Raw genomic sequence first — 23,626 nt, forward strand, 5'->3', positions numbered from 1 at the left:
CTGCGCCATTTCGTGCGCCTCCGCGCCACATGATGTGGCACGGAGGCGCAGAAAGTGGCGCAGAGCGCGGAGGACGAAGCCGAGCTGGCTAGCCGGCGAGCTCGGTCAGCACGGCGCGCAGCTGCTCGACGGCCCAGTCCAGATCGGCGGCCTCGACCACGATCGGCGGGGCGAGGCGGATGGTTGAGCCGTGCGTGTCCTTGGCGAGCACACCGCGTTCCATCAACGCTTCGCAGACGGCGCGGCCGCTGGCCAGCTCCGGGTCGATGTCGATGCCGGCCCAGAGGCCTGCACCGCGCACGGCGACAACGCCGTGCCCGATGAGCTCAGCGAGATCGGCGCGCAGCCGCTCGCCGAGAACGCGGGCGCGCTCCTGCATCTCGCCGGTGGCGAGGATGCGCACGACGGCGAGGCCGACGGCCGCGGCCAGCGGGTTGCCGCCGAAGGTCGACCCGTGCTGGCCCGGCTGGATCACGCCGAGGATGTCGCTGTTGCCGACCACCGCCGAGACGGGGATGATGCCGCCGCCGAGCGCCTTGCCGAGCAGGTAGAGATCGGGGACGACGCCGACGAGGTCGCAGGCGAATGTCGCACCGGTGCGGCCGAGGCCGGACTGGATCTCGTCCGCGATGAAGAGCACGTTGCGGCGGCTGGTGATCTCGCGCACGGCCGGCAGGAAGTCGGCGGGCGGCACGACGATGCCGGACTCTCCCTGAATCGGTTCGATCAGCACGGCGACGGTGTTCTCGTCGATCGCGGCCTCGATCGCTGCCGCGTCGCCGTATGGCACGGTGCGGAAGCCGGGGGTGAACGGACCGAAGTCGGCGCGGGCGTCCTCGTCATCGCTGAAGCTGATGATCGTGGTGGTGCGCCCGTGGAAGTTGCCAGCCATCACGATGATGTTGGCGGCATCCGGTGCGACGCCCTTGACCCGGTAGCCCCAGGCGCGGGCAACCTTGATGCCGGACTCGACGGCCTCTGCGCCCGTGTTCATCGGCAGGACCATGTCCTTGCCAGCGAGCGTCGCGAGCTCGGTGACGAACGGTCCGAGCTGGTCGTTGTGGAACGCCCGGCTGGTGAGCGTGATGCGGCCGAGCTGGGCGCGGGCGGCGTCCAGCAGCACGGGGTTGGAGTGGCCGAAGTTCACGGCCGAGTACGCCGCGAGGCAGTCGAGGTAGCGGCGGCCGTCGACGTCGGTGACCCAGGCGCCGTCTCCGGATGCCACCACAACGGGCAGCGGGTGGTAGTTGTGTGCGGCGTGCTCCTCTTCGAGCACGATGGCCGCGAACTGACGCGGGGTCGTTGAGGTGGTTGAGAGAGTCATCGGCGCAGCTCCAGGGTGCAGCACTTGACGCCGCCGCCGCCGAGCAGCAGCTCGGAGAGGTCGACGCCAATGGGGTTGTAGCCGTGCTCGATCAGCTGGCGCTCGAAGTCCTTGGCGCGGCTGGCGATCACGACATTGAGGCCGTCACTGTACGAGTTCAGGCCGAGGATGGCGGCATCCGTCTCGTTGACGATGATGGCGTCGGGGTAGCGCTCCTGCAGGAGCGCGAGGCTCGGTGCGTCGAAGGCGCTCGGCAGGTAGGCGATGTGCTCCTGGCCCGGCGTGCTGTCGAGCACGGCGAGGGCGGTGTCGAGGTGGTAGAAGCTCGGGTTGATCAGGGTGAGGGTGATGACCTCACGGTTGTAGACGCGGCCGAGTTCCTCGTGCGAGCGGGAGTCGCTGCGGAATCCCGTTCCCGCGAGGATCGTCTCGCCGACGAGCAGGAAGTCGCCCTCGCCCTCGTTGATCTCTTCCGGCACGGCGACGGTGAAGCCGTTGTCGCCGAACCACTTCATGTACGCGGGGCCCTCGGGCTGGCGCTCCGGGTGGGTGAAGCTGGCGCCGTAGGCGATGCCGTCGATGACCATGCCGCCGTTGGCCGCGTAGACCATGTCCGGCAGGCCCTCGATGGGGTCGATCAGCTGCACGTCGAAGCCGAGGCTGATGTAGACGTCGTAGAGGCTCTGCCACTGGCGTACGGCGAGGCTGGTGTCTGTGGGCAGCGCCGGGTCCATCCACGGGTTGATGCGGTAGACGACGGTGAAGTGCTCCGGCTTGCACATGAGCACGGAGCGGGCGATCGCCTTGCGCTGCGTGCCCGGCACCCGTGTGGCGGGCTGGGTGGCCGGCGAGCCGGTCTGGATCGTAGGGGTGGTTGTACTGGGCACGAGAGCCTCCTTGGTCAACGATGGAGTGGTCCCACGGATCACCAAACGGCCGCCGCGAGGTCACTGTCTTGCAGATGGCGGACCAGGTCGCTCGTTGAGCCTGAAGTGATCGTTCGTCGACCGCTTCAGACGCCACCCTCAGTCTCACACGGCGTGAAGCTGCGATACTCGCCGACCCGCGCCGGAATTCGGCGTCCTCACCGGGGCTAACGCAAGGATCCGGCGTAGACTCGCAGCATGGACAATCTGGATCGCGGCATTCTCGACCTCCTCCGCCAGAACGCCCGCGCGGGCTATGGCGACATCGGCTCGGTGGTCGGCCTCTCGGCATCCGCAGTGAAGCGGCGCGTCGACCGCCTGGTGGCCGACGGCACGATCCGCGGCTTCACCATCCAGGTCGATCCGGCCGTCGACGGCATGAGCACCGAGGCCTACGTCGAGCTGTTCTGCCGGGGAACCGTCGCCCCCGACGAGCTACGCCGCATCCTCTCCGCCGTGCCGGAGGTGGTGGATGCCGGCACCGTCACGGGCAGCGCCGACGCCATCGTGCACCTGCGCTCCCGCGACATCCCGAGCCTCGAAGACGCGCTCGAGCGTCTGCGCATCGCGCCCAACGTCGACCACACCCGCAGCGCGATCGTGCTCTCGCGCCTCGTGCAGCGCGGCAGCGACTAGGCCCGCAATGGCACTCGCGCTCAGCATCGACAAGACCTCGACGACGCCACCATTCGAGCAGCTGCGGATGCAGCTGCTCGCCGCCGTGCAGGACGGACGATTGCCGGCAGGCACCCGCCTGCCGACTGTGCGCGGCCTCGCCACCGAGCTCGGCCTCGCCGTCAACACGGTGGCCGGAAGCTACAGGGCACTCGAGAAGGACGGTGTGATCGAGACGCGGGGGCGCGCCGGCAGCTTCGTCGCCGAGACGGGCGATCCGACAGCGACCCAGCTGCAGCTCGCCGCACACGCCTTCGCGGAGCGAGCCGCCCAGCTCGGCGTCGCGCCCGCCGCGGCGCTCAAGGCGGCGCGCGCGGCGCTCGACCAATAGCGCCACCCCGCTTGCGACCGCCGTTGGTTGAGCCTGTCGAAACCCGCCGAGATTTCGCCAGGCTCAATCCGCTTCGCGATTTCAGCAAGCTCAATCAACGGGACTCCGTTGGTTGAGCCTGTCGAAACCCGCCGAGATTTCGCCAGGCTCAATCAGCGGGGAACCGCTTAGATCACGCCCTCCGAGAGGGTGCTCGGGTTGCCGAAGCGGTGCGCCGTGATCGAGATCGCCTGCTCGCGCAGGAACGGCAGCAGCTCGATGCGACCCGCCTGGGTGACCTCGTGGTCGTAGATCGCGACGTCGGGGCTGCCGCCGAGCGCAGCCGACAGAGCCGCGGAGGCTCCCCCACCGATGGCATCGACGATGCGAACCCGCGAGGTGGCGATGCCGCCGGATGCCGCGCGCTGCAGCCATGCGGCGTCCGACTCCGTCTTCACGACGATGTCACGCGACTCCAGCTGCGCCTGCACGGCGGCCGGCAGCGCGATGGCGCTGGAGACCTCGAAGCGCGAACGGGAGAGCACGCCGGCAGCGATCACGCGCAGGGCGTGGCCGAGGCTGGCCGCCTCTGACACCCGCACCGTGACGGGCAGGTGACGGTAGCGGAACACATTGCGCTCCAGGCCGAGGGCGGAGACGTCCTTCGCGGTGCCGAATTCCTCGGCCCAGGCGATGGCGTCACTGAGCGCGCTGCGGCGCAGCACGTCGAACTCCTCGTAGCCGAGCGAGGACTGCGACGCCTCGATCACGGCGGTGACCCGCTCGTCGAGCCCGCGCAGGTGCAGGGTCTGGCTGTGCGCGCCCGGGTTGTTGACCCAGCCGCCGAGGCCGATCAGGTAGTTCGGCCCGCCGGCCTTGGTGCCGGCGCCGACCGAGGAGCGCTTCCAGCCACCGAAGGGCTGGCGCTGCACGATCGCTCCGGTCGTACCACGGTTGACGTAGAGGTTTCCCGCCTCGACGGTGTCGAGCCAGAGTGCGAGCTCCTCGGGGTCGAGGGAGTGCAGCCCGGCGGTCAGACCGTAGTCCACCGCGTTCTGGAAGCGGATCGCCTCCTCGAGGTTGCGCGCGTGCATGACACCGAGCACCGGTCCGAAGAACTCCGTGAGGTGGAAGTACGAGCCGGGGGCGACACCGGTGCGAATGCCGGGCGACCACAGCTTGCCACTGGCGTCGAGCTGCTTCGGCTCGACCAGCCAGCTCTCGCCGGCACCGAGCTCGGTGAGGGCGTGCAGCAGCTTGCCGGACGCCGGCTCGATGATCGGGCCCATCTGCGTCTCCGGGTTGGCCGGGTAGCCGACGTTCAGCGAGCTTGCGGCATCCACCAGCTGGCTCTCGAAGCGCTTGGAGTGGGCAACGGAGCCGACGAGGATCACGAGGCTGGCGGCCGAGCACTTCTGTCCGGCGTGGCCGAATGCGCTCTTGATGACATCGGATGCCGCGAGGTCGAGGTCGGCGCTCGGCGTGACGATCACGGCGTTCTTGCCGCTGGTCTCGGCCAGCAGCGGCAGCTCGGGGCGGAAGGAGCGGAACAGCTGCGCGGTCTCGTATCCACCGGTCAGGATCACGCGGTCGACGGCGGGGTGCGAGACGAGCTGGCGGCCGAGCTCGTGCCTGGCCTCTCCAGCGAAGTCGACGAGGGCGAGCAGCTCGCGCGGAACGCCGGCCTGCCAGAGCGCCTCGACCATGATCGCGCCGGAGCGCCGGGCCAGCTTGGCCGGCTTGATGATGACGCCAGAGCCGGCGGCGAGCGCCGAGAGCACGGATCCGGCCGGGATGGCGACGGGGAAGTTCCACGGCGGGGTGACGACGGTGAGCTTGGACGGCACGAAGCGCGCCCCCTGCACGGCGTCGAGATCCTTCGCGCGCTCCGCGTAGTAGTGGGCGAAGTCGATCGCCTCGCTGATCTCGGGGTCGGCCTCAGCGATGGTCTTGCCGGTCTCTGCGGCCATGACCTCGATCAGGCGACCACGGTTGGCGGCGAGGGCGATGCCGGCGCGGTGCAGCACCTCAGCGCGCTCTGCTCCGCTGCGGCGACCCCACTCGACGCCGGTGTGGGCGACGGTGTCGATCACGCGCTCGAGCACGGCGGCGTCACTGATCGAGGCGGCCTCGATCACGTCGACGCCAATCTGCGACCCGTCGACGCGGCCGAGGATCGCACGGCCCCAGGCCCGGTTGGCCGGCAGGGCGGGGTCGGTGTCCGGTTCATTGTGGAAACCGTGGGTTCCGGCGCCCTCCGGCGCGGCGTTGGCGGCTGCGGTGACCGCGGCGCTGACAACCGCATCGGCTGTCTGGGCCGGCTCGGGGGCGGATGCCGTCTCCTCCGGCTCGTACTCCTCGAGCGCCTCGGCCATCTCGCCGCGGCTGAGCCCGAGCACCATGGCGGTCAGGTTCGGGTCGAACGACTCCTCCTCCACCCGGGCGGGCGGGCGCAGCGCGTCGATCACGTCGATGAGCGCCGGTGCGCGCTCCGTCGAACGGTTCTGGGTGCGGTTCGGCCCCGGCACGACGGTGTCGAGCGCCTCGAGCGATGCACTGAAGCGGCGGGTCTCGCGCTGCAGCAGGGCGGCCGAGCTGTTCAGTTCGAACACCGCGGACATGAAGTTCTCCTGGCTGGCGTTCTCTTCGAGCCGGCGGATCAGGTAGGCAATGGCGACATCGAACTCGGCCGGGTTCACGACCGGCGTGTAGAGCAGCAGCTCTCCGACGTCCTTCTTGACTGCCTCGGCCTGGCCGGTTGCCATGCCGAGGAGCATCTCGAACTCGATGTTGGACTGCACACCCCGCTGGCCGGCGAGCAGCCAGGCGAACGCGACGTCGAAGAGGTTGTGACCAGCGACGCCGAGACGCACGGCATCCGTGTTCTCGTAGCTCAGCGCCCAGTTGAGCACGCGCTTGTAGTTGGTGTCGCTGTCCTGCTTGGTGGAGTAGGTGGCGAGGGGCCAATCGTGCACGGCGGCGTCGACATGCTCCATGGCGAGGTTGGCGCCCTTGACCAGGCGCACCTTGATCGGTGCGCCGCCGCGGGCACGGCGGGCCTTCGACCACTCGGTGAGACCCTGCAGGGCGTGCAGGGCGTCGGGCAGGTACGCCTGCAGCACGATGCCGGCCTCGAGGTTCAGCAGCTGCGGCTGGTCGAGGATCCGCTCGAACACCGCGATCGTCAGGTCGAGGTCGCGGTACTCCTCCATGTCGAGGTTGATGAACTTAGTGCGCCCGTTGACGGGGGCCGAGTTGGCTGCCAGCTCGTAGAGCGGGGTCAGGCGCTCGACGGTGCGCTCGACAGCCTCGTCGAACGACCACATCGAGAGCTGGCTCGAGACGGCGCTGACCTTGATCGAGACGTAGTCGACGTCGGGCCGGGCGAGCAGTGCCCGGGTGCCCTCGAGGCGGCGGTCGGCCTCCTTCTGGCCGAGTACGGCCTCGCCGAGCAGGTTGAGGTTGAGGCGGTTGCCGCCGGAGCGGAGCTTTTCGATGACGGGGCCGAGCTTCTCCGGAGAGGCGTCGACAACGAGGTGGCCGACCATCTCGCGCAGCACGCGGCGCGCGACGGGGATGACGACCCAGGGGATGACGGGGCCGAGCATTCCGCCCAGGCCGATCGCGCCGCGCATGTACCAGGGCAGGAAGCGCGGCGTCTTCGCCGCGACGGCCTGCAGGTTGTGGCCCGCGACCATCAGGTCTTCCGGCCGCATGACACCGTCGACGAAGCCGACGGTGAAGTCGAGTCCGTTCGGGTCCTTGAGCACACCGGCGAGACGCTCGGCGGCGGGATCGGCCGGGGCGTCGGCGCTGTCGGCCAGCCATTTCTTCACGAGGGCGATGGTCGCCGTCTCGAGTTCGCGGGCGTCGGGGCCCTCAGCCTGGAGTTCGGAGCTGGAGAGGTGCGGCATGGTCACGAGACTAGTTCTTTCGACAGGATGAATCACGGGGGCGCGGCGGTGCGCTTGCTGCATATCTGCTGCGGGTTTCTCCAGTGTGAGGCCGCGCAACACTTCGGTAAAGCGAATGTTTATGACTGATATCAGTTAGTAGAATCGATGGATTGCGACACCCGATCACAGGGAGAATCCGATGCTTGACGTGCGCCGCTTGCGGCTGCTCCGCGAGGTGAAACTGCGCGGCACCCTCGCGGCCGTCGCCGATGCCCTCGCCTACAGTCCGTCCTCCGTGTCGCAGCAGCTGACGCTGCTCGAGAAGGAGGTGGGCGTTCCCCTGCTCGAGAAGTCTGGGCGCCGGGTGCTGCTGACCCCGCAGGCCGAGCTGCTCGTCGCACGCGCCGCCGAGGTGCTCGACACGCTCGAGCGGGCAGAGGGCGAGCTCGCGGCATCCCTCACCACGGTGAGCGGCACCGTGCGCCTGGCCGTGTTCCAGTCGGCGGCGCACGCCGTGATCCCGCAGGCGCTGACGATCCTCGCGGCCGACTATCCAGAGCTGCGGGTGGAGATGACCGAGCGCGAACCGGATGCCGGCCTGTTCGAGGTGTCCGCCCGTGACTTCGACCTCGTCATCGCCGAGCAGTACCCCGGCCACACGCGGGAGCGCCGACCAGACCTCGACCGCGTGCACCTCGTCACCGACGTCATCCGCCTCGCCACCGGCCCGCTGGCCGCTGCGAGCTCCGGCGTCCCGTTGAAACCGGGTCTCGATACGCTCGCTGGCGCTCGCTACTCGACCGACGGTGGAATCACCACCCTCGCGGACGCGGCCACGCTGCCGTGGGTGATGGAACCGCAGGGCACGGCGGCCCGCGCCTGGGCGACGCAGCTCTGCCGCGCGGCCGGATTCGAACCCGATGTGCGCTTCGAGACGGCCGACCTGATGGCGCACATCCGCCTGATCCGCTCTGGCAATGCCGTGGGCCTGCTGCCCGACCTCGTCTGGGCCGGCGAGAGCCCGTCGGTGCGGCTGCTGGAGCTGCCAGGCGCCCCGCACCGCGACGTCTTCACCTCGGCCAGGCGATCCAGCGCCGAGCGCCCGGGCGTCTCTGCCGTGCGCGAGGCCCTAGCCCGTGCCGTCGCGGAGCTCTCCCCGGCCTGACCCCCCACCGAGGCTGCAGGTTCGGGCGCTAAGAAGCCCCATAACCACCGAACTTGCGGTCTCGGCGGGATGCGTGGCGACTCAGACGGGGAGGACCGTGGTGTTGCGCTTCTTGTCGACGGCCTTCTTCAGGAAGATCATCGGCAGGAAGAAGGTCGCCACGGCGGTGACCAGCCAGACGAGGACGGGCGCGACGATCCACGCGCGCCAGCCCTCGATCTCGAGTCCGCCGGGGAACAGCGATGCGACGAAGAGCGCGACGAAGGTGGAGACAAGACCGATGCCGCCGAGGAATGCCGGCGCATTGCGGGCGGCCATCTTGAACAGGAAGGGGCTGACCACGCTCTGGATGATCGCGAACACCAGCACCGCAACGGTCGCACCGCTCCAGCTGAGCGTGACCTCCGGCACCAGCCACATCGCCACGAGCAGTCCGATGGCGGCGGAGGCGATGAAGATGGCGGTGCGAATGAGGAAGCGGATCATGTGCTCATCGTAGGGCCGGCGCCGCGGCAGCCGGGGTACACGATCTCACCGAGTCGTGGCCGGGCCAGCGGCCGCCGACTCAGAACTGCCAGATCAGCGGCACATAGAAGGTCGCGATGGCGAGGAAGAGCAGGAGCAGCGGCAGGCCGAGCTTCCAATAGTCGGTGAACCGGTAGCCGCCGGGGCCCATCACCATCATGTTCGCCGGGGTCGCGATCGGGGTGAGGAAGGAGGCCGCCCCCGCCACCGTCAGGCCCATGAGGAACGGCAGCACCGAGACGCCCATCGTCGCGGCCACCGAGACGGCGACCGGGATGACGATGAGCACCGTGGCCGTGTTGCTGATGAGCTGACCGAGAACCACCGTGATGAGACAGAGCGCGAAGAGCGCCAGCTGCGGGCCGGAGTCGCCGACGACGCTGAGCAGGCCATCGGCGATGAGGTCGGCGGCGCCCGTCTGCATGAACGCGGTCGAGAGCGGGATCATGCCCGCCACGAGCACGACGGTGGTCCACGAGATGCTGCGGTAGGCCTGCGGCACCGACACGGTGCGGGTGATCACCATGGCCAGCGCCGCCACGATGCCGGCGATCGCGGCCGGCACCAGCCCGGTCGCCAGCAGCACGACCATGCCGGCCAGGATGCCGATCGCCCAGCCCGCGCGGGGGCCGAGCGGCACGGTGCGGCGCAGCAGATCGGGCGAGTCGACGACGAGCACATCGGGGTCGGCCGTGTGCTCGTCGAGCGCGGCCCAACTGCCCTCGAGCAGCAGGGTGTCGCCGGCGGCCAGCGTCGCATCCGGGCCCTCCAGCTCCTCGCCCTTGCGCTGCACGGCCAGGATCACCAGATCACCGCTCGGCGTACACATGCCGGGGAAGACCTTCAGGCCGATGAGGGTGGAGCGCGGCGGGATGACGACCTCCGCGACGCCGCCGCTGGCGTCGATCAACTCGGCGGGCGGGGTGGTCAGCTCGTACTGGGTGCGCAGCACCCTGGCGTGATCGCTCAGATCGCGCGGCATCAGGCTCGCTGTGCGCTCGGGCACGAGCTTGTTGCCGAAGGCCATCGTGATCAGCAGGGTGCCGATGACGAGTGGCACCCCGGCCAGGCCGAACTCGAAGAAGCCGAACGCCCGCTCGCCGGCATCGACCGCCGCCTCGGAGACGATGATGTTGACCGGCGTTCCGGTGAGGGCGAGCATCGATCCGGCGTGAGCGGCGAAGGCGAGCGGCAGCAACATCCGCGACGGTGCGAGCCCGGCGCGCACGGCGACGACCACGACGACGGGCAGCAGCGCCGCCACGGCGCCGTTCACGCTGATCAGCGCGGTGAGCACGGCCACCAGCAGCATCACGAGCACGAGTAGCTTGCGCGGGTTCTTGCCCGCGGCTCCGATCACCCTCTGGCCGGCCCACGTCGTGACGCCCGTGGCATCCAGGCCCTCGCTCACGACGAAGAGCGACGCGATGAAGAGCACGGTCGGGTCGCCGAATCCGGCGAGCGCCTGCTGCAGCGTGAGCACACCGGTCGCCCACAGTGCGACGGCGACGGCGAGCGCGATGACGCCGACGGGGATGCGATTCGACATGAAGGCTACGACAGACACCAAGAGGATGATGAGCGTTATCGCGATGGGATCCACAGCTTGACCCTAATGCGGTGCCTAACGTTTCGATGCCATTTCTCGCGCCGGCGCCGCGCGGCGCGCTACCGTGGAGCCCATCGGGCCCCGAGCGGGCCACAACCAGGCGCGAACGGATGGTCACGATGAAGAGATTTCCCCTCGGAACACTGTTGGGCTCGCCGCGACGCCACCGCGTCGCAGCATCGATCGCGATCGCCGCTGCGGCCGGTCTCGCACTGAGCGGATGCCAGGTCTACGGCGTTGATGCGCCGGCTGGGCCGAACCCCGTCGGCTTCTGGGGCACAGAAGACACCGCCGGACTCCCCTTCCTCGCCTTCACCGAGGACGGCAAGGTGGCCGGCTCGGATGGCTGCAACCAGCTCACCGGCGAGTGGGAGGTCGAGGGCTCGACCATCGACTTCAGCGACATGGCCTCGACGCTCATGGCCTGCGAGGGCGTCGACACCTGGCTGTCCGCACTCGACGCCGCGACGATCTCCGGGGAAACGATGACGATCCTGGACGACAACGACAAGGAGATCGGCACGCTGGAGTTCGTCGAGTAGCGGCGTCGCGGATGCCGCGGCCCGCGGCATCCGCCCTGCGCCAGTTTCTGTTGCGCTGCGCCACACGATGTGGCGCGGGCCCACACCTCGTGGCGTAGTCGGGGGCGGGCGTTGGGTGCCGTGCGCCGCGGATAGGCTCGGCTCATGACTGAAGCTACTCACGACGTTGTGATTGTCGGCGGCGGGCACAACGGCCTCGTCGCCGCCGCCTACCTGGCCAAGGCCGGCAAGAGCGTGCTCCTGCTCGAACGCGATGACCACCTCGGCGGCGCGGCCGTCTCGGCCGAGGCCTTCAGCGGCGTCGATGCCCGGCTCTCGCGCTACTCCTACCTGGTGAGCCTGCTGCCCGCCCGCATCATCGCCGAGCTCGGCCTCGACATCCGCCTGGCCCAGCGGCGCTACAGCTCGTACACGCCGGATCCGGCGGACACGACGACGGGGCTCCTCGTCGACAACTCGAACCGCCGCTCCACCCGCGCCTCCTTCGCCCGGGTCGGAGCCGACGGCGACTTCTCGGCCTGGAACGACTTCTACGCCGACACCGCCCGCGTGGCCGCCGCACTCTTCCCGAGCGTCTGCGAGCCGTTGCCGACCCGCAGCGAGGCCCGCCGGCTGCTCGGCGACGACGCGCTCTGGACCAGCTTCTTCGAGCAGCCGCTCGGCCAGGTCATCACCGAGCGTTTCGACAGTGACCTCGTGCGCGGCGTCGTGGCCACCGACGGCCTGATCGGAACCTTCACCTCCGTCGACGACGCATCGCTCGACGCGAACCGCTGCTTCCTCTACCACGTGATCGGCAACGAAACCGGAGACTGGCACGTGCCGATCGGCGGCATGGGTGCCGTCTCGGGAGAGATCGAGCGCGCGGCGAGGCTTGCCGGCGCCCGCATCGTGACCGGCTCAGAGGTCACGAGCATCGGCGCAGACGGCGAGGTGCGCTACCGGCGCGGCCTCCACGAGCGGCGTGTGGTCGGCGGCACCGTGCTCGCCAACGTCGCGCCATTCGTGCTCGACCAGCTGCTCGCGGCCGGTGGTGCGGCGAGCGCCGGCATCGGCCTCGCCGCCGGCACCGCCGCGGGTGCGGTCGGGGATGCCGTCGCCGCCCGCCCGGAGGGTGCGCAGGTCAAGGTCAACCTGATGCTCAGCCGGCTGCCGAAACTGCGCGATGCCACGGTGACGCCGGAGGCGGCCTTCGGCGGCACCTTCCACATCAACGAGCGCTACAGCCAGCTCGAGGGGGCGTACGCCGAGGCCTCCCGCGGCGTGATTCCCGAGGTGCTGCCGTGCGAGATCTACTGCCACACGCTGGCCGACCCCTCGATCCTCGGGCCGGAGCTGGCGGCATCCGGAGCCCACACCCTCACCGTCTTCGCGCTGCACGCCCCCGACCGCTGGCTGACCGAGGCCAACAACGACGCCACGCGGGAGCGGCTGCAGGCAGCGGTGCTCGCCTCGCTGAACTCGGTGCTCGCCGAGCCGATCGAAGACGTGGTGATGCGGGATGCCGCCGGCGAACTGTGCATCGAAACGAAGACGACCCTCGACCTCGAGCACGCGCTGAATATGCCCGGCGGCAACATCTTCCACGGCTCGCTGTCGTGGCCGTTCCTCGAGGACGACGCCCCGCGGGACACCGCGGCCGAGCGCTGGGGCGTCGCTACGGCGCACCCGCGCGTGCTGATCTGTGGCTCCGGCGCTGTGCGCGGCGGCGCCGTCAGCGGACTCGGCGGGCACAACGCGGCCATGGCGGTGCTGGAGGAGTCGGTCTAAGGCTCCTGCGGCGCACGACCGCAGGGGTCTGGGGATCGGCTCCTCAGCTCAAACAATGAATGACAGAAGCCGGGCCATCCGATTCGCTGATTGGTTACGGCGTCTTGTTCGGGCCCGGCTTCTGTCATTCATAACTCGACACCCCGCCGAACCCCAGACCCCCGCTGACGGGAGCGGGAGAGCGCCCGGCGCGCCTCCTTGTGAGGGGTTTCGACAAGCTCAACCAACGGGGGCGGGGCGGCGGGCTATGCGACGGGGGTGAAGCGCTGCGCGAACTCGGTGAGCAGGCGCGCGCCGTACCCGGTCGCTCCCTGCGAACGCCAGGCGTCGTCGGAATCACTCTGCATCGTCCCGGCGATGTCGAGGTGAGCCCACGGCAGGCCGTCGACGAACTCGTTGAGGAACAGCGCGGCGGTCGTGGCTCCGGCGAAGCGCCCACCGATGTTGCCGAGGTCGGCGATGTCGGAATCGAGCTGCTTGCGGTACTTCTTCTCAAGCGGCAGCTGCCAGGCCGGCTCGTCGACGACGGATGCCGCGGCGCGCAGCTGGTCGACGATGGCCTGGTTGTTGCCGAGCACGGCGGCCGTCGCCTGGCCGAGGGCCATCAGGGCGGACCCGGTGAGGGTGGCGATGTCGACGATCGCGTCCGGCTTCTCCTCCACGGCGAGCGCGAGGGCGTCCATCATGACGAGTCGGCCCTCCGCATCCGTGTTCTTCACCTCGACGGTGGTGCCGTTGCGCGCGGTGAGCACGTCGCCGAGCTTGGTCGCGGTGCCAGAGGGCATGTTGTCCGTGCACATCAGGAAGCCGGTCACAGCGGTGCCGACGCCGAGATCGCGGAACGCCGTGAAGGCGCCGAGCACGGCGGCGGCGCCACCCATGTCCATCTTCATGAGCAGGTGCATGGGGTCGGAGGGCTTGAGGCTGATTCCGCCGGAGTCGTACATGATGCCCTTGCCGACGAGGGCGAGGTGGCCGGCCTCGGCCGGTGCACCCTCCTGCCCCGCAGACGTCGGCACGTAACGGAGCTTGACCATGCGCGGCTCCTCGGCGCTGCCGGCGTTGACGCCGAGCAGTCCGCCGCAGCCGAGCTCGATCAGGGCCTGCTTGTCGAAGACCTCGACGGCGAAGCCGTGCTCGCGCCCCAGTTCGACGGCGAGCCCGGCGATGTCCGTTGCGGTGAGGTGACCGGGCGGCGTGTTGCAGAGGTCGCGGGTCACGTTGCCGGCACGGGCGCCGATCTGGGCACGGCGGACGGCGGCATCCGCTCCGTCCACTCCGGCCGTGCCGAGCAACTCGAGCGTGGCCAGCGCGGTGCCCTTGGGCTTCGCCTTGAGCGCGTTGTAGCGGTAGCGGGCCAGCAGCACGCCCTCGGTGACGGCGTCGATGCCGGCGGCGTCCAGTGCGGGGATGCCCGAGAGGTCCAGGCCGATGCCGGCGTGCGCGGATGCGGCGCGGGCAAAGGCCGCCGCGGCATCGCGAATGGCGGCGTGTGCGGCATCCGCGGTCTCGCCCTCGGCGGAGGCAGCGGGAGCACCGAGTCCGACGGCGACGACGAGGCCGCCGGATGCCGCGAGCACCGTCTGCGTCTGGCCGGCCTTCGCCTCGAAGCCCAGCTTCGCCAGCGCGGCGCGGTCGAGGCCGAGCGCGTCCGGCACGTCGCCCTCGGTGCCGACGAAGTGGCCGGTCACATCGAGGTCGGCCGAGAAGGTGTCGACGAGGCGCACCACGGCCGGCGCGGCCTGTGACGGCAGAGCACTGAAGTCGCTCGGAATGAGCTTGTGATCACGGACAGACATGGTTCCCCTTCACTCGAGCGCGAGCGCCAGGTGCCGGGTTGCGCTCGGGCTGCTCGGGTCGGGTCTTCTGGCGATGCTAGCGCAGAACGCTGTCGCGCGAACGGGGAGCGAGCACGCCAGACGAGCCGTTTGCCGCCCCATCGATATTGCTTGCCCTCGGCCGGCACTTCGGGGGTAGCCTGAAGAAAAGAATGACCCGTACGGGCATTGTCGGCCCCTGCGGATCTTGGCGCTGAACCCTGCGGAGGCCGTCATGTCACCCCAACCCACCGGACGATTCGCCCACCGCCCCGACGGGCTGTATCTGCTTCTCGACAGGCTGTTCGTCGCACCGATCGAGGACGTCTGGTTCAGCCTGACGAATCCACATCAGATGGAGAAGTGGATCGGCACATACACGGGTCAGCCGGCGACCGGCGGGGTCAAGTTCCGCATGACGAGCGAGCCGGACTCCGAGTGGGAGTACGTCACGATTCTTGAGTGCTTGCCGCCGCACCGCTTCCTGGTGGAGTCCAGAGAGGGTCTCGAGAAGATGCGGGTGTTCTGCCACCTCACCGAGGCGGGCGGCATGACCACGCTGACCCTGGGCCAGCGGCTGCACGAGGCGAAGGATGCCGCGACGATGGGTCCCGGCTGGGACTACTACCTCGACCGGCTCATCGCCTCCCGCTCCGGCCATGCGCTGCCGGAGTGGGAACACTACTACCCGGCGCACTCCGGTTACTACAAGGAGCTGGTGATCCCGGCGAAGAGTGCATGAGCCGCTGAGCGCCCCGCGTGAAGCGGTGACGTGCGGCGCGTGTGCGCGGCATCCGGAGGGCCACCCGCAATACTGAGGACAGCCAATCGGCTGCCACGGGGCGGCCGGTGACCAGGAAGGGCCCTCCATGCCTCGCGGATCTCTCGTTCATCGCGCACACACCGAACAGGGTCGTGCGGCCGCACGGGATGCCGCTCCCAGCAAGGCGCCGTCGGCGCACACCGCCCACCTCGGCGCGGGTATCGTTCCCCGCGGGCTGCGCCACCGCGAGAAGCCGAGCATGTTCCAGACCCGTCCGCTGATGTGGGGCTTCACCGTGACGATCGGCGTGCTCATCGCGCTGGTGCTCGCGCTCACGCTGTACAACCTCGGCTCCGTGCTGATCTCGGTCTTCGCCGCCCTCTTCATCAGCCTCGGGCTCGACCCGCTGATCCGCTGGTTCCAGAAGCTCGGCATGCCGCGGCCGTGGGCACTGGTCACCGTGATCGCACTCATCGTGGCGATGCTGGCGACGATCCTGCTGATCATCATTCCGCTGATCATCGAGCAGGTGCAACAGATCGTGACGACGGTGCCGCAGCAGGTCGCAGCGCTGGAGAAGAGCGGGTGGTTCACCCAGCTCGACGAGAACACCGGCGGCCTCGTCGGAGCGGTCGTCGACTGGGTGCAGACGACGATCGCCGACCCCAAGTTCTGGGCGACCGTCGGCGGCGGCGCACTCCAGGTCGGGTTCGCCGTGACGAACGCACTGAGCTCCGGCTTCTTCGTCGCAATCCTCACCATCTGGTTCGTCGCGACGCTCGACACGATGAAGACGGCCGCCTACTCGCTCGTTGCGGCATCCAAGCGGGAGGTCTTTTCCGGCTACTCCAACCGCATCATGGACTCGGTCGGCCGCTACCTCAGCGGCATGGTCATCCTCGCCTTCATCAACGCGGTGTTCAGCGTCATCCTGCTCACCCTGGTGGGGGTGCATTACGCCTTCATCATCGGCGTCGCGGTCTTCTTCATCACGCTGATCCCCTTGATCGGAACCGTGATCACCACGGCGTTCATGACCGTGATCGCTCTCTTCGTCTCGCCGACGGCCGCGCTCATCACGCTGCTCTCGATGCTGGTCTACATGCAGGTCGAGGCATACATCCTGACGCCACGGGTCATGAGCAAGGCCGTGCAGGTTCCGGGCTCGATCGTGCTGATCTCGGCCCTGGCCGGTGGCACGCTCGCCGGGCTCGGCGGCGCCCTCGTGGCCATCCCGATCTCGGCCGGCATCATCCTGCTCATCCGCGAGGTGCTGATCCCGGCGAAGGCCCGCAGCTAGTTGAAAGACCGTGGACCGATTGCTTGATCACATCATCTACCGGCTCTTCGCGATTGAGGATGTAGCGCGGGCCTGAATCCACCCGATCCCAGGCCTGGTAGCCGGCAGCGGCGTCATTTTCTGGCGAAACTGCGTGGAATTTCGCCGTCGTCACCCCGTATCAAAATCCGAATGCCCAAACGGTTCGCGCTATACTATAGTGATCTGAGACCTGCCGCCCGAACCGAGGCGTTCGCAGAAATAGAGGACTATCCCCCGGGAGAGTTGAGCAAGGGAGCTCCAATGATCACACAAGACGTCGCGGCGCCCTCGTCAGCACAGCTGACAGGCAACGCCACCAAAACCGAGCGTAAGAACCTTCGCGCGCTCAGCTGGGGCCACGCCCTCGAATGGTACGACTGGGCGATCTTCGGTCTGCTCTCGTCGTACCTTGGGGCCCACTTCTTCCCCGCAGACAGCGCACTCGCATCGACACTGAATGCGCTCGCCGTCTTCGCCGTTGGATTCATTGCTCGCCCCGTTGGCGGCATCGTCTTCGGATCTATGGCCGACCGTGTCGGCCGCCGCAAGATCATGATCTTCGCCATCGCAGCCGTTTCCTTCGGCAGCTTCGTCATCGGCGTCCTGCCGGGGTATGAGACCATCGGTGTTGCCGCGCCGATCGTGGTCGTCGCCATGCGTTTGCTGCAGGGTCTGTCTGCCGGCGTCGAGGCACCTCTCGGCACCGCCTACGCACTCGAACTGGTTCCGAACCGCCCCGGTTATGTCTCTGGCTTCTTCGGATTCTTCAACAACCTCGGAAACCTGCTCGCACCACTGTCGATCTTCTTCCTCACACAGCTGCTCACGGGTGAAAACCTCGAAGAGTGGGGCTGGCGCATTCCGTTCATCATCGGCGGTCTGTTCGGTCTCATCGTGCTGTGGCTGCGCACCACGCTGCCTGAGACGCTCGACATCGACGGCGCACGCGAAGCAAAGGCCCAGAAGAAGCAGCTCCCCTCAGTATGGGGCGACGTACGCAAGTACTGGCTCAGCGTTCTGGCCACCGTCTTCATCGTCGGTGCCATCCAGGCCTACAACTACACGTGGATCGCTGGCCTGCCCAACCTCGCGCGCGCTGCTTTCCAGGAAGACCCAGCCGCTGTTTTCGCTATCACCACCGGCTTCGGAGTCTTCATGACCCTTGGCGCACTGTTCCTCAGCAAGGTTCTTGACCGCTTCGCGATGTCGAAGGTCTTCGTCGTTGCTCGCGTCCTGGCAATTCCGACGATCTTCCTGTCATTGCTGTACACACAGCCCGGCATCGGAACCTTCGCAGGGGTCATGTTCGGTGGCGCGATCGTGTTGCTTCTCAACATGACGATCTTCGTCACGGTCTCCAACTCGCTGCTGCCCCAACACATCCGCGGCACGGGCCTCGGCCTCGGTTACGGCTTCGGAGTTGCGCTCTTCGGCGGCACCGCTTCGTTCCTGCTGCTGTGGCTGCAGGGCGAGGGCATGTTCTGGATGTTCCCGGTATACATCGCCGCCCTGTGCGCAATCAGCGTGGTTCTGTACCTCGTAGCCAAGAAGCGCAACGGCATCTTCGTCGGTAAGTAGTCCGACTCTCTGCACGGTACCGGCAACGTCGGCAACGGTGCCGGTATCGCAGAGGTTCTCCACTGACACAGGCACCATAGAAAGAACGGAACCATGGAACGCTTCATCATTGACACTGACCCCGGCATCGACGACGCCGGCGCACTGTTCTGGGCACTCGCAACGGACAAGTTCCACGTCGAGGCACTCACCACCGTCTTCGGGAACGTGAACGTTCAGAAGGCAACCGCCAACGCACGTAAGATCACACACCTGTCGGGTCGCCCCGACATGCCGATTTGGGTTGGCGCTCCCCGCCCTCTCGTAGGTGAGCCGAACTTCGCCGAGCACATTCACCGTCCCAGCGGCGTTGGGTACTGGGAATACCCCGATCCGGCCCCCGGCACTGATGGCCCCACCGAGGCCGTGCAGAAGATGATCGACCTCGTCATGTCAAACCCGGGCGAGATCAGCATCATGGCGCTCGCACCGCTCACGAACGTCGCTCTCGCGATCTCGTTGGAGCCGAAGTTTGCTGAGAACGTCCGTCGCATCATTTACATGGGTGGAGCAGCTCTCACGTGGGGCAACGCCTCTCCTGTTGCCAGCGCGAACATCTTCAACGATCCTGAAGCTGCCGAAATCGTCGTGCAATCTGGTGCCAAGCTCACACAGGTCGGTCTTGACGTGTGCCGCAAGTTCTCGGTCACCCCTGACCGGGTCGAGAAGCTGTGGACATCAGGTTCACCCATGGGCCGCGCCCTGTGCGACATGATCGGCTACCCCGACCGCCACCAGGACACCACTGAGATGCCCGAGTGGAAACTAGAAGGCATGCACCTGAACGATGTTCCATGCGTTGCCTACGCCATCAACCCGGACTGGTTCCAGGCGCGTCATCTGCGCGTCGATGTTGAGCTAGACGGCAAGCACACCCGCGGACAGACAGTCGTGCAGATGGTCGACCGTTGGGGCGGTGTCCCCAACGTTGATGTGTTGCTGGACATTGACGCGGCAGCCGTGGCAGACGCGCTCGTCGAGTCTGTCACCGCTTTCGGAACCAGGAACTAGTGCGACGGACTGCTGCACGCTCTGAGCGCGGCCAGCAGTGAAAGCCTTCGGCCGTGTGTATTGGACACGGTCGAAGGCTTCGTCTTTGTCCCGTGTAATCGGAAAGGTACGACTATGACTCAAGAACTCCTCCCCACAGACACGGAACTCATCGAGGCCGCCGCGGCCCTCCTGTCACGCGTGCACGATCCTGGCGCCGTTCGGGTTGCCGCCGCTGCACGCGGCATCTCGGGAGCCGTGTATCTCGGCGTGAGTCTCGCCACCCCGCGCGTCAAAGTGTGTGCTGAAAGCAGCGCGGTCGCCAACGCGAAAATCGGCGGCGACGAAGCCATCACCACGATCGTTTCTGTCGGGCTCGGGGTTGACGATGTTCCGCACGTCATCAACCCGTGCGGGGTGTGCCGTGAACTGATCCCGAAGTTTGGTCAGGATCTGCGTGTCCTCGTCGACACGGGGGACGGTGTCGTCGCCGCAGTGGCCCCCGTCGAACTCCTGCCTTTGCCGTGGATCCGCGCTCGCTCCTACGACGACTAAAGAAGCACTGAGACGGGGCGGCGCAGGGGTGACCTCGGGTTTCGCCGCCTGCTCGTCTCGCGCGGTTGGCTTCGGTCGCTGGCGCTCCCTCGAGCCAACCGGAGTGATCAGGCGGCGGGGGCGAGGCGGGCAGGGTCGAGGCTGACCCGGCGCAGCAACTGGGCGTTCAGCGCCACCACGATCGTCGAGAGCGACATCAGCACGGCGCCGGCTGCCGGCGAGAGCACGAAGCCGACCCCGGCCAGCACCCCGGCGGCCAGCGGCACCGAGACGATGTTGTAGCCGGCCGCCCAGACCAGGTTCTGCACCATCTTGCGGTAGCTCGCGTGCGAGAGCTCGATGATCGAGAGCACGGCGCGCGGGTCGCTGCTGGCCAGCACGACACCGGCGGACTCGACGGCCACGTCGGTTCCGGCGCCGATCGCGATGCCGACGTCGGCGCGGGCCAAGGCGGGGGCATCGTTCACGCCGTCGCCGACCATGGCGACCCGGAGCCCGCGGCCCTGCAGCTCGGCGACGTGGGCGGCCTTGTCGCCGGGCAGCACCTCGGCGAACACCTCGTCGATCGCGAGGTCGGCGCCGACGGCGTCGGCCACCTGCCGGGCATCGCCGGTGATCATGGCAACCCGGATGCCGCGCTTGTGCAGCGCCGTGATGGCCGCGCGCGACTCGGCCCGCACCTCGTCTTGCAGGGCGAGGCCGCCGAGCACGGCGGCGCGAGCATCGGGGGCCTGGGCATCGGGGTCCTGGGCGACGGATGCCGCGCGCACCAGGTAGAGCACCGAGGCGCCGCGGGACTTCCACTCGGCGACGGTTGCCCGCAGCTCGGCGGGCGGCTCCAGATGCTCCTCCTCCAGCAGGCGCGGGCCGCCGACGGCGTACTCGACGCCGTCGACGCGGGCGCGCACGCCGACGCCGGTGGCGGAGCGGAAGTCGCTCACCTGCCCGAACCCGTCCGTGCCGGGCGCGGCTGCGAGCGCCGCCGCGACGATGGCGCGGGCGACGGGGTGCTCGCTGGACTGCTCGGCCGCGGCGGCCAGCCGCAGCAGGTCGTCGCGCTGCTGGCCGTCGACGACGGCGACATCCGTCACCGCGTGCTCGCCTCGGGTCAGGGTGCCGGTCTTGTCGAACAGCACGACGTCGATGTTGCGCATGCGCTCGAGGGCGAGGCGGTCCTTGACCAGCACGCCGGCACGGGCCGCGCGCTCGGTCGAGATCGCGATGACCAGCGGGATGGCGAGGCCGAGGGCGTGCGGGCACGCGATCACGAGCACGGTCACGGTGCGGGTGATGGCGTCATCCGGGCTGCCGAGGATGATCCAGACGATGAAGGTGATGATGCCGGCGGCGGCGGCGAAGTAGAACAGCAGGGCGGCCGCGCGGTCGGCGAGCGCCTGCGCGCGTGAGCCGGATGCCTGCGCCTCGGCGACGAGTCGCTGGATGCCGGCGAGCGCGGTCTGCTCGCCGACGGCGGTCACCCGCACGCGGATGGCGTTGTCGGTGGCGACGGTTCCGGCCACGATGGTGTCGCCGACGCCGCGCGGCACGGCGGCGGACTCCCCTGTGATCATCGACTCGTCGAGCTCGGCAGCGCCATCGACGATGGTGCCGTCGGCGGGCACGCGGGCCCCGGAGCGCACCAGCACGACGTCGCCGGGAGCGAGGTCGCCGATCGACACCTCGCTGATGTCGCTGCCGGTGACGGCCCCGCCCTCGCCCGCGCCGGCACCGTTGACCCGCTCGGCGGTGTCTGGCAGCAGGGCGGCCAGGGCGTCGAGGGCCCCGGACGCCGCACCGAGCGCGCGCATCTCGATCCAGTGCCCGAGCAACATGATGACGATGAGCAGCGCGAGCTCCCACCAGAAGTCGAGGTCGAGGCCCCAGCCGAGGCTCGTCGCCCACGAGGCGATGAAGGCGACGGAGATGGCCATCGCGATGAGAGTCATCATGCCGGGCTGGCGGTTCTTCAGCTCGCGCACCGCGCCCTGGAGGAAGGGCAGCCCGCCGTAGAAGAAGATCACGGTGCCAAGCACGGGGGCGATCCAGGTGGAGCCGGGGAACTCGGGCAGGTGGTAGCCGAGTAGGTGCGCGACCATCGGGCTGAAGAAGACGACCGGGATGGACAGCACGAGGCTCCACCAGAACTTGTCGCGGAACATCGCGACGCTGTGGCCGGCGTGCTCGCCGTGGCTGTGCACGGCGTGGTCGTCGTGTGCCTCATGACCGGCGTGGCCCGGGTGCTCGTCGTGCGTGGCGTGCTCGTGCGATCCCGTCTCGTGCCCCGTCATGTCGTGACCCGCGTGGCCGGCGTGGCCCGGGTGCGTGTCGTGCGCGTCATCCGCCCCGTGTTGCGTCTCGTTCTGCATGCCGCACTCCCTCCGTCAGACACTCCAACCATATACCCCATAGGGGTATTCCCGGCCTGCCTCTGCGCCAGCTTCCGCCCTCTGCACCAGCCCGGGTGACGCAGAGGGCGCCTGAGCGGACAAGCCGGGAGGACGCACGCGCCGGAGGCGGCAGAGGAGCACCGCGCGATGTACGACGCCATCCGCAGCGGAGATGAGACCGCCGCGGCTGAGCTCATGCGATCCCACATCGAGACGGCGGGGCAGCGCACGCTCGCTCGCCGACGCGCAGAAAAGCCGCGCTGCCGGCCCACAACGCCGAGAAGCGGTGCGGGCCGACAACGCGGCTGGTGTTCAGGGGGGACGCTTGTGACCGTAGTCAAGCCGTTTGTCGCGTCTGCGGTAGTCCGTAGTCGAGCCGGCTTCTGTCCGGTGGTGGCGCTCAGCGCCAGGGAAGCGGGCGCCGCAGCGTCTCGTCGATCATCTCGAGGACTCCGTTGAAGTCCATGTCGAAGATCACGCGGTGCTGGGGGCGGGTCTCGCCCTTCTCCGGGTGCACGCCGGCAAGGAATCGCTCGCCCGTCGCGGGGTCCTCGAAGGTCTGCAGCGGACGCTGAACGGCGCCGGCGACCAGATCGGGGCGAAGCAGAGTCGCCACCGCGAGGCTGTCGTTGATGCCCATGACGCGTGCGTCATCCCGGCCATACGAGCGGGAGTAGAAGCTGGCGTAGTCGTGGCTGATCGCGGTGATCAGCTCGGCCGGCGCGTAGCCGGTCGACGCGGCGATGTCGAGGAAGAAGTTCTCGGGCACGAGCGCCTGACGCGTCACGTACGGGCCGCACCAGGTCACGTTGCCCGGCCGGCTCGCAACCTCCTGTGCTGCGTCGATGTCGAAGGAGACGTTGGGGTCGCGGGAGACGCGGAATCGGCGATCGGCCCACGGCTCGGTGTCGTTGTAGAGCGCCGGCCCGAGGGTTCCGACGATCGTCACGCTCTTCAGGCGCTCCAGCAGCAGCGGGTCCGTCTGGAGGGCCGTGGCCAGGTTGGTCTGCGGGCCCAGGGCGAGGTAGTCGATCTCCCCCTCGTTCTCGTTGACGAGGTCGAGCAGCACCTGGATGCCGTTCGGCTCGGTGGGCACCGAGGTCTCCGGACGCAGGCCGGTGTTGCCGAAGCCGTCGTCGCCGTGCACGCCGGAGGACAGCTTGAGCTCCTGCTTCAGCGGCACATCGCAGCCACGGTAGACCGGCACGTCCTGGCGCCCGCAGGTGTCAAGCACGTAGCGCGCGTTGTCGGCCGCGCGGTCGCCGTGGCAGTTGCCGAACACGCTCAGCACGGCCAGGATCTCGACGTCCGGGTCGGCGGCCAGAAGCATCAGCGCCAGCGCGTCGTCAACACCGGTGTCGGTGTCCACTACAACTTTTCTCTTCATGACATTCCTTCGTTCTGTTCGCGTTTGTTCTGGTTGCGCGGCGTTCA

The 23,626-nt window shown here is 68.5% G+C and carries 19 protein-coding genes; 11 read left to right on the forward strand and 8 right to left on the reverse strand.

What is annotated here, in order from left to right; genetic code table 11:
• Positions 1–88: 88 nt before the first annotated feature.
• Together rocD and ddaH are read right to left on the reverse strand one after the other, a co-directional pair.
• A complete protein-coding gene (gene rocD / locus ASC66_RS14490; protein ID WP_055841011.1) occupies positions 89–1,324 on the reverse strand; it encodes an ornithine--oxo-acid transaminase in 1,236 nt (411 codons plus the stop codon).
• Positions 1,321–2,106, reverse strand: a complete 786-nt coding sequence (gene ddaH / locus ASC66_RS14495; protein WP_082492408.1) for a dimethylargininase — start codon at positions 2,104–2,106, stop codon at positions 1,321–1,323. Before ddaH ends, rocD begins: the two co-directional genes overlap by 4 nt.
• A 342-nt stretch (positions 2,107–2,448) precedes the next feature.
• On the opposite strand from ddaH, the gene ASC66_RS14500 reads away from it, so the two are divergent.
• Together ASC66_RS14500 and ASC66_RS14505 are read left to right on the forward strand one after the other, a co-directional pair.
• Positions 2,449–2,886, forward strand: coding sequence for an Lrp/AsnC family transcriptional regulator (locus tag ASC66_RS14500; RefSeq protein ID WP_055841017.1), 438 nt, complete (start codon positions 2,449–2,451; stop codon positions 2,884–2,886).
• Between the two features lie 7 nt (positions 2,887–2,893).
• Complete coding sequence (locus ASC66_RS14505; protein ID WP_055841020.1) at positions 2,894–3,256, forward strand: GntR family transcriptional regulator; 363 nt, start codon at positions 2,894–2,896, stop codon at positions 3,254–3,256.
• A gap of 167 nt (positions 3,257–3,423) precedes the next feature.
• On the opposite strand, the gene ASC66_RS14510 is transcribed toward ASC66_RS14505, so the two are convergent.
• Positions 3,424–7,149 carry a proline dehydrogenase family protein gene (locus tag ASC66_RS14510; protein WP_082492409.1) on the reverse strand — a complete coding sequence of 1,242 codons (3,726 nt, stop codon included), beginning with the start codon at positions 7,147–7,149 and terminating at the stop codon, positions 3,424–3,426.
• 181 nt (positions 7,150–7,330) lie between these two features.
• Here ASC66_RS14510 and ASC66_RS14515 point away from each other — a divergent pair, with 181 nt between their 5' ends.
• Positions 7,331–8,296, forward strand: a complete 966-nt coding sequence (locus ASC66_RS14515; RefSeq protein ID WP_055841022.1) for a LysR substrate-binding domain-containing protein — start codon at positions 7,331–7,333, stop codon at positions 8,294–8,296.
• An 81-nt stretch (positions 8,297–8,377) separates the two neighbouring features.
• Here the strand turns inward: ASC66_RS14515 and ASC66_RS14520 are convergent, their stop codons facing one another.
• Together ASC66_RS14520 and ASC66_RS14525 are read right to left on the reverse strand one after the other, a co-directional pair.
• Positions 8,378–8,782, reverse strand: coding sequence for a phage holin family protein (locus ASC66_RS14520; protein WP_055841026.1), 405 nt, complete (start codon positions 8,780–8,782; stop codon positions 8,378–8,380).
• A 79-nt stretch (positions 8,783–8,861) separates the two neighbouring features.
• The gene (locus tag ASC66_RS14525) at positions 8,862–10,388 is read right to left on the reverse strand and encodes an SLC13 family permease (protein ID WP_353612531.1); all 1,527 of its coding nucleotides are present in this window, start codon (positions 10,386–10,388) and stop codon (positions 8,862–8,864) included.
• 161 nt (positions 10,389–10,549) lie between these two features.
• Between ASC66_RS14525 and ASC66_RS14530 the strand changes: the two genes are divergently transcribed.
• Entirely contained in the window at positions 10,550–10,972 is a 423-nt protein-coding gene (locus tag ASC66_RS14530) for an META domain-containing protein (protein ID WP_082492410.1), read from the forward strand.
• Between the two features lie 144 nt (positions 10,973–11,116).
• Positions 11,117–12,742: a phytoene desaturase family protein gene (locus ASC66_RS14535; protein WP_055841031.1), complete on the forward strand. Its 1,626-nt coding sequence runs from the start codon at positions 11,117–11,119 to the stop codon at positions 12,740–12,742.
• 245 nt (positions 12,743–12,987) lie between these two features.
• Here the strand turns inward: ASC66_RS14535 and ASC66_RS14540 are convergent, their stop codons facing one another.
• Positions 12,988–14,541: a leucyl aminopeptidase gene (locus tag ASC66_RS14540; RefSeq protein ID WP_055841035.1), complete on the reverse strand. Its 1,554-nt coding sequence runs from the start codon at positions 14,539–14,541 to the stop codon at positions 12,988–12,990.
• Positions 14,542–14,794: 253 nt separating this feature from the next.
• Here ASC66_RS14540 and ASC66_RS14545 point away from each other — a divergent pair, with 253 nt between their 5' ends.
• From ASC66_RS14545 to ASC66_RS14565, 5 genes are all read left to right on the forward strand, one after another.
• Positions 14,795–15,301, forward strand: a complete 507-nt coding sequence (locus tag ASC66_RS14545) for an SRPBCC domain-containing protein (protein WP_157509816.1) — start codon at positions 14,795–14,797, stop codon at positions 15,299–15,301.
• 127 nt (positions 15,302–15,428) lie between these two features.
• Positions 15,429–16,622 (forward strand): AI-2E family transporter, encoded by a 1,194-nt coding sequence (locus ASC66_RS14550; RefSeq protein WP_055841041.1) that lies wholly within the window; start codon positions 15,429–15,431, stop codon positions 16,620–16,622.
• A gap of 282 nt (positions 16,623–16,904) precedes the next feature.
• On the forward strand, positions 16,905–18,221 hold the full coding sequence (locus tag ASC66_RS14555) for an MFS transporter (protein ID WP_055841044.1): 1,317 nt from the start codon (positions 16,905–16,907) through the stop codon (positions 18,219–18,221).
• A 93-nt stretch (positions 18,222–18,314) separates the two neighbouring features.
• A complete protein-coding gene (locus ASC66_RS14560; RefSeq protein ID WP_055841047.1) occupies positions 18,315–19,271 on the forward strand; it encodes a nucleoside hydrolase in 957 nt (318 codons plus the stop codon).
• A 114-nt stretch (positions 19,272–19,385) separates the two neighbouring features.
• Positions 19,386–19,805, forward strand: a complete 420-nt coding sequence (locus ASC66_RS14565; RefSeq protein WP_055841050.1) for a cytidine/deoxycytidylate deaminase family protein — start codon at positions 19,386–19,388, stop codon at positions 19,803–19,805.
• A 107-nt stretch (positions 19,806–19,912) separates the two neighbouring features.
• Here the strand turns inward: ASC66_RS14565 and ASC66_RS14570 are convergent, their stop codons facing one another.
• Positions 19,913–22,171 (reverse strand): heavy metal translocating P-type ATPase, encoded by a 2,259-nt coding sequence (locus tag ASC66_RS14570; RefSeq protein WP_055841053.1) that lies wholly within the window; start codon positions 22,169–22,171, stop codon positions 19,913–19,915.
• A 111-nt stretch (positions 22,172–22,282) separates the two neighbouring features.
• Between ASC66_RS14570 and ASC66_RS18625 the strand changes: the two genes are divergently transcribed.
• Positions 22,283–22,651, forward strand: a complete 369-nt coding sequence (locus ASC66_RS18625) for an FCD domain-containing protein (RefSeq protein WP_353612534.1) — start codon at positions 22,283–22,285, stop codon at positions 22,649–22,651.
• Here the strand turns inward: ASC66_RS18625 and ASC66_RS14575 are convergent.
• Positions 22,593–23,579: a nucleoside hydrolase gene (locus ASC66_RS14575; RefSeq protein WP_082492360.1), complete on the reverse strand. Its 987-nt coding sequence runs from the start codon at positions 23,577–23,579 to the stop codon at positions 22,593–22,595. The two genes, ASC66_RS18625 and ASC66_RS14575, sit on opposite strands and share 59 nt — an antisense overlap.
• Between the last annotated feature and the right edge of the window lie 47 nt (positions 23,580–23,626).

Source organism: Leifsonia sp. Root4 (assembly GCF_001425085.1).
GTDB lineage: Bacteria > Actinomycetota > Actinomycetes > Actinomycetales > Microbacteriaceae > Microterricola.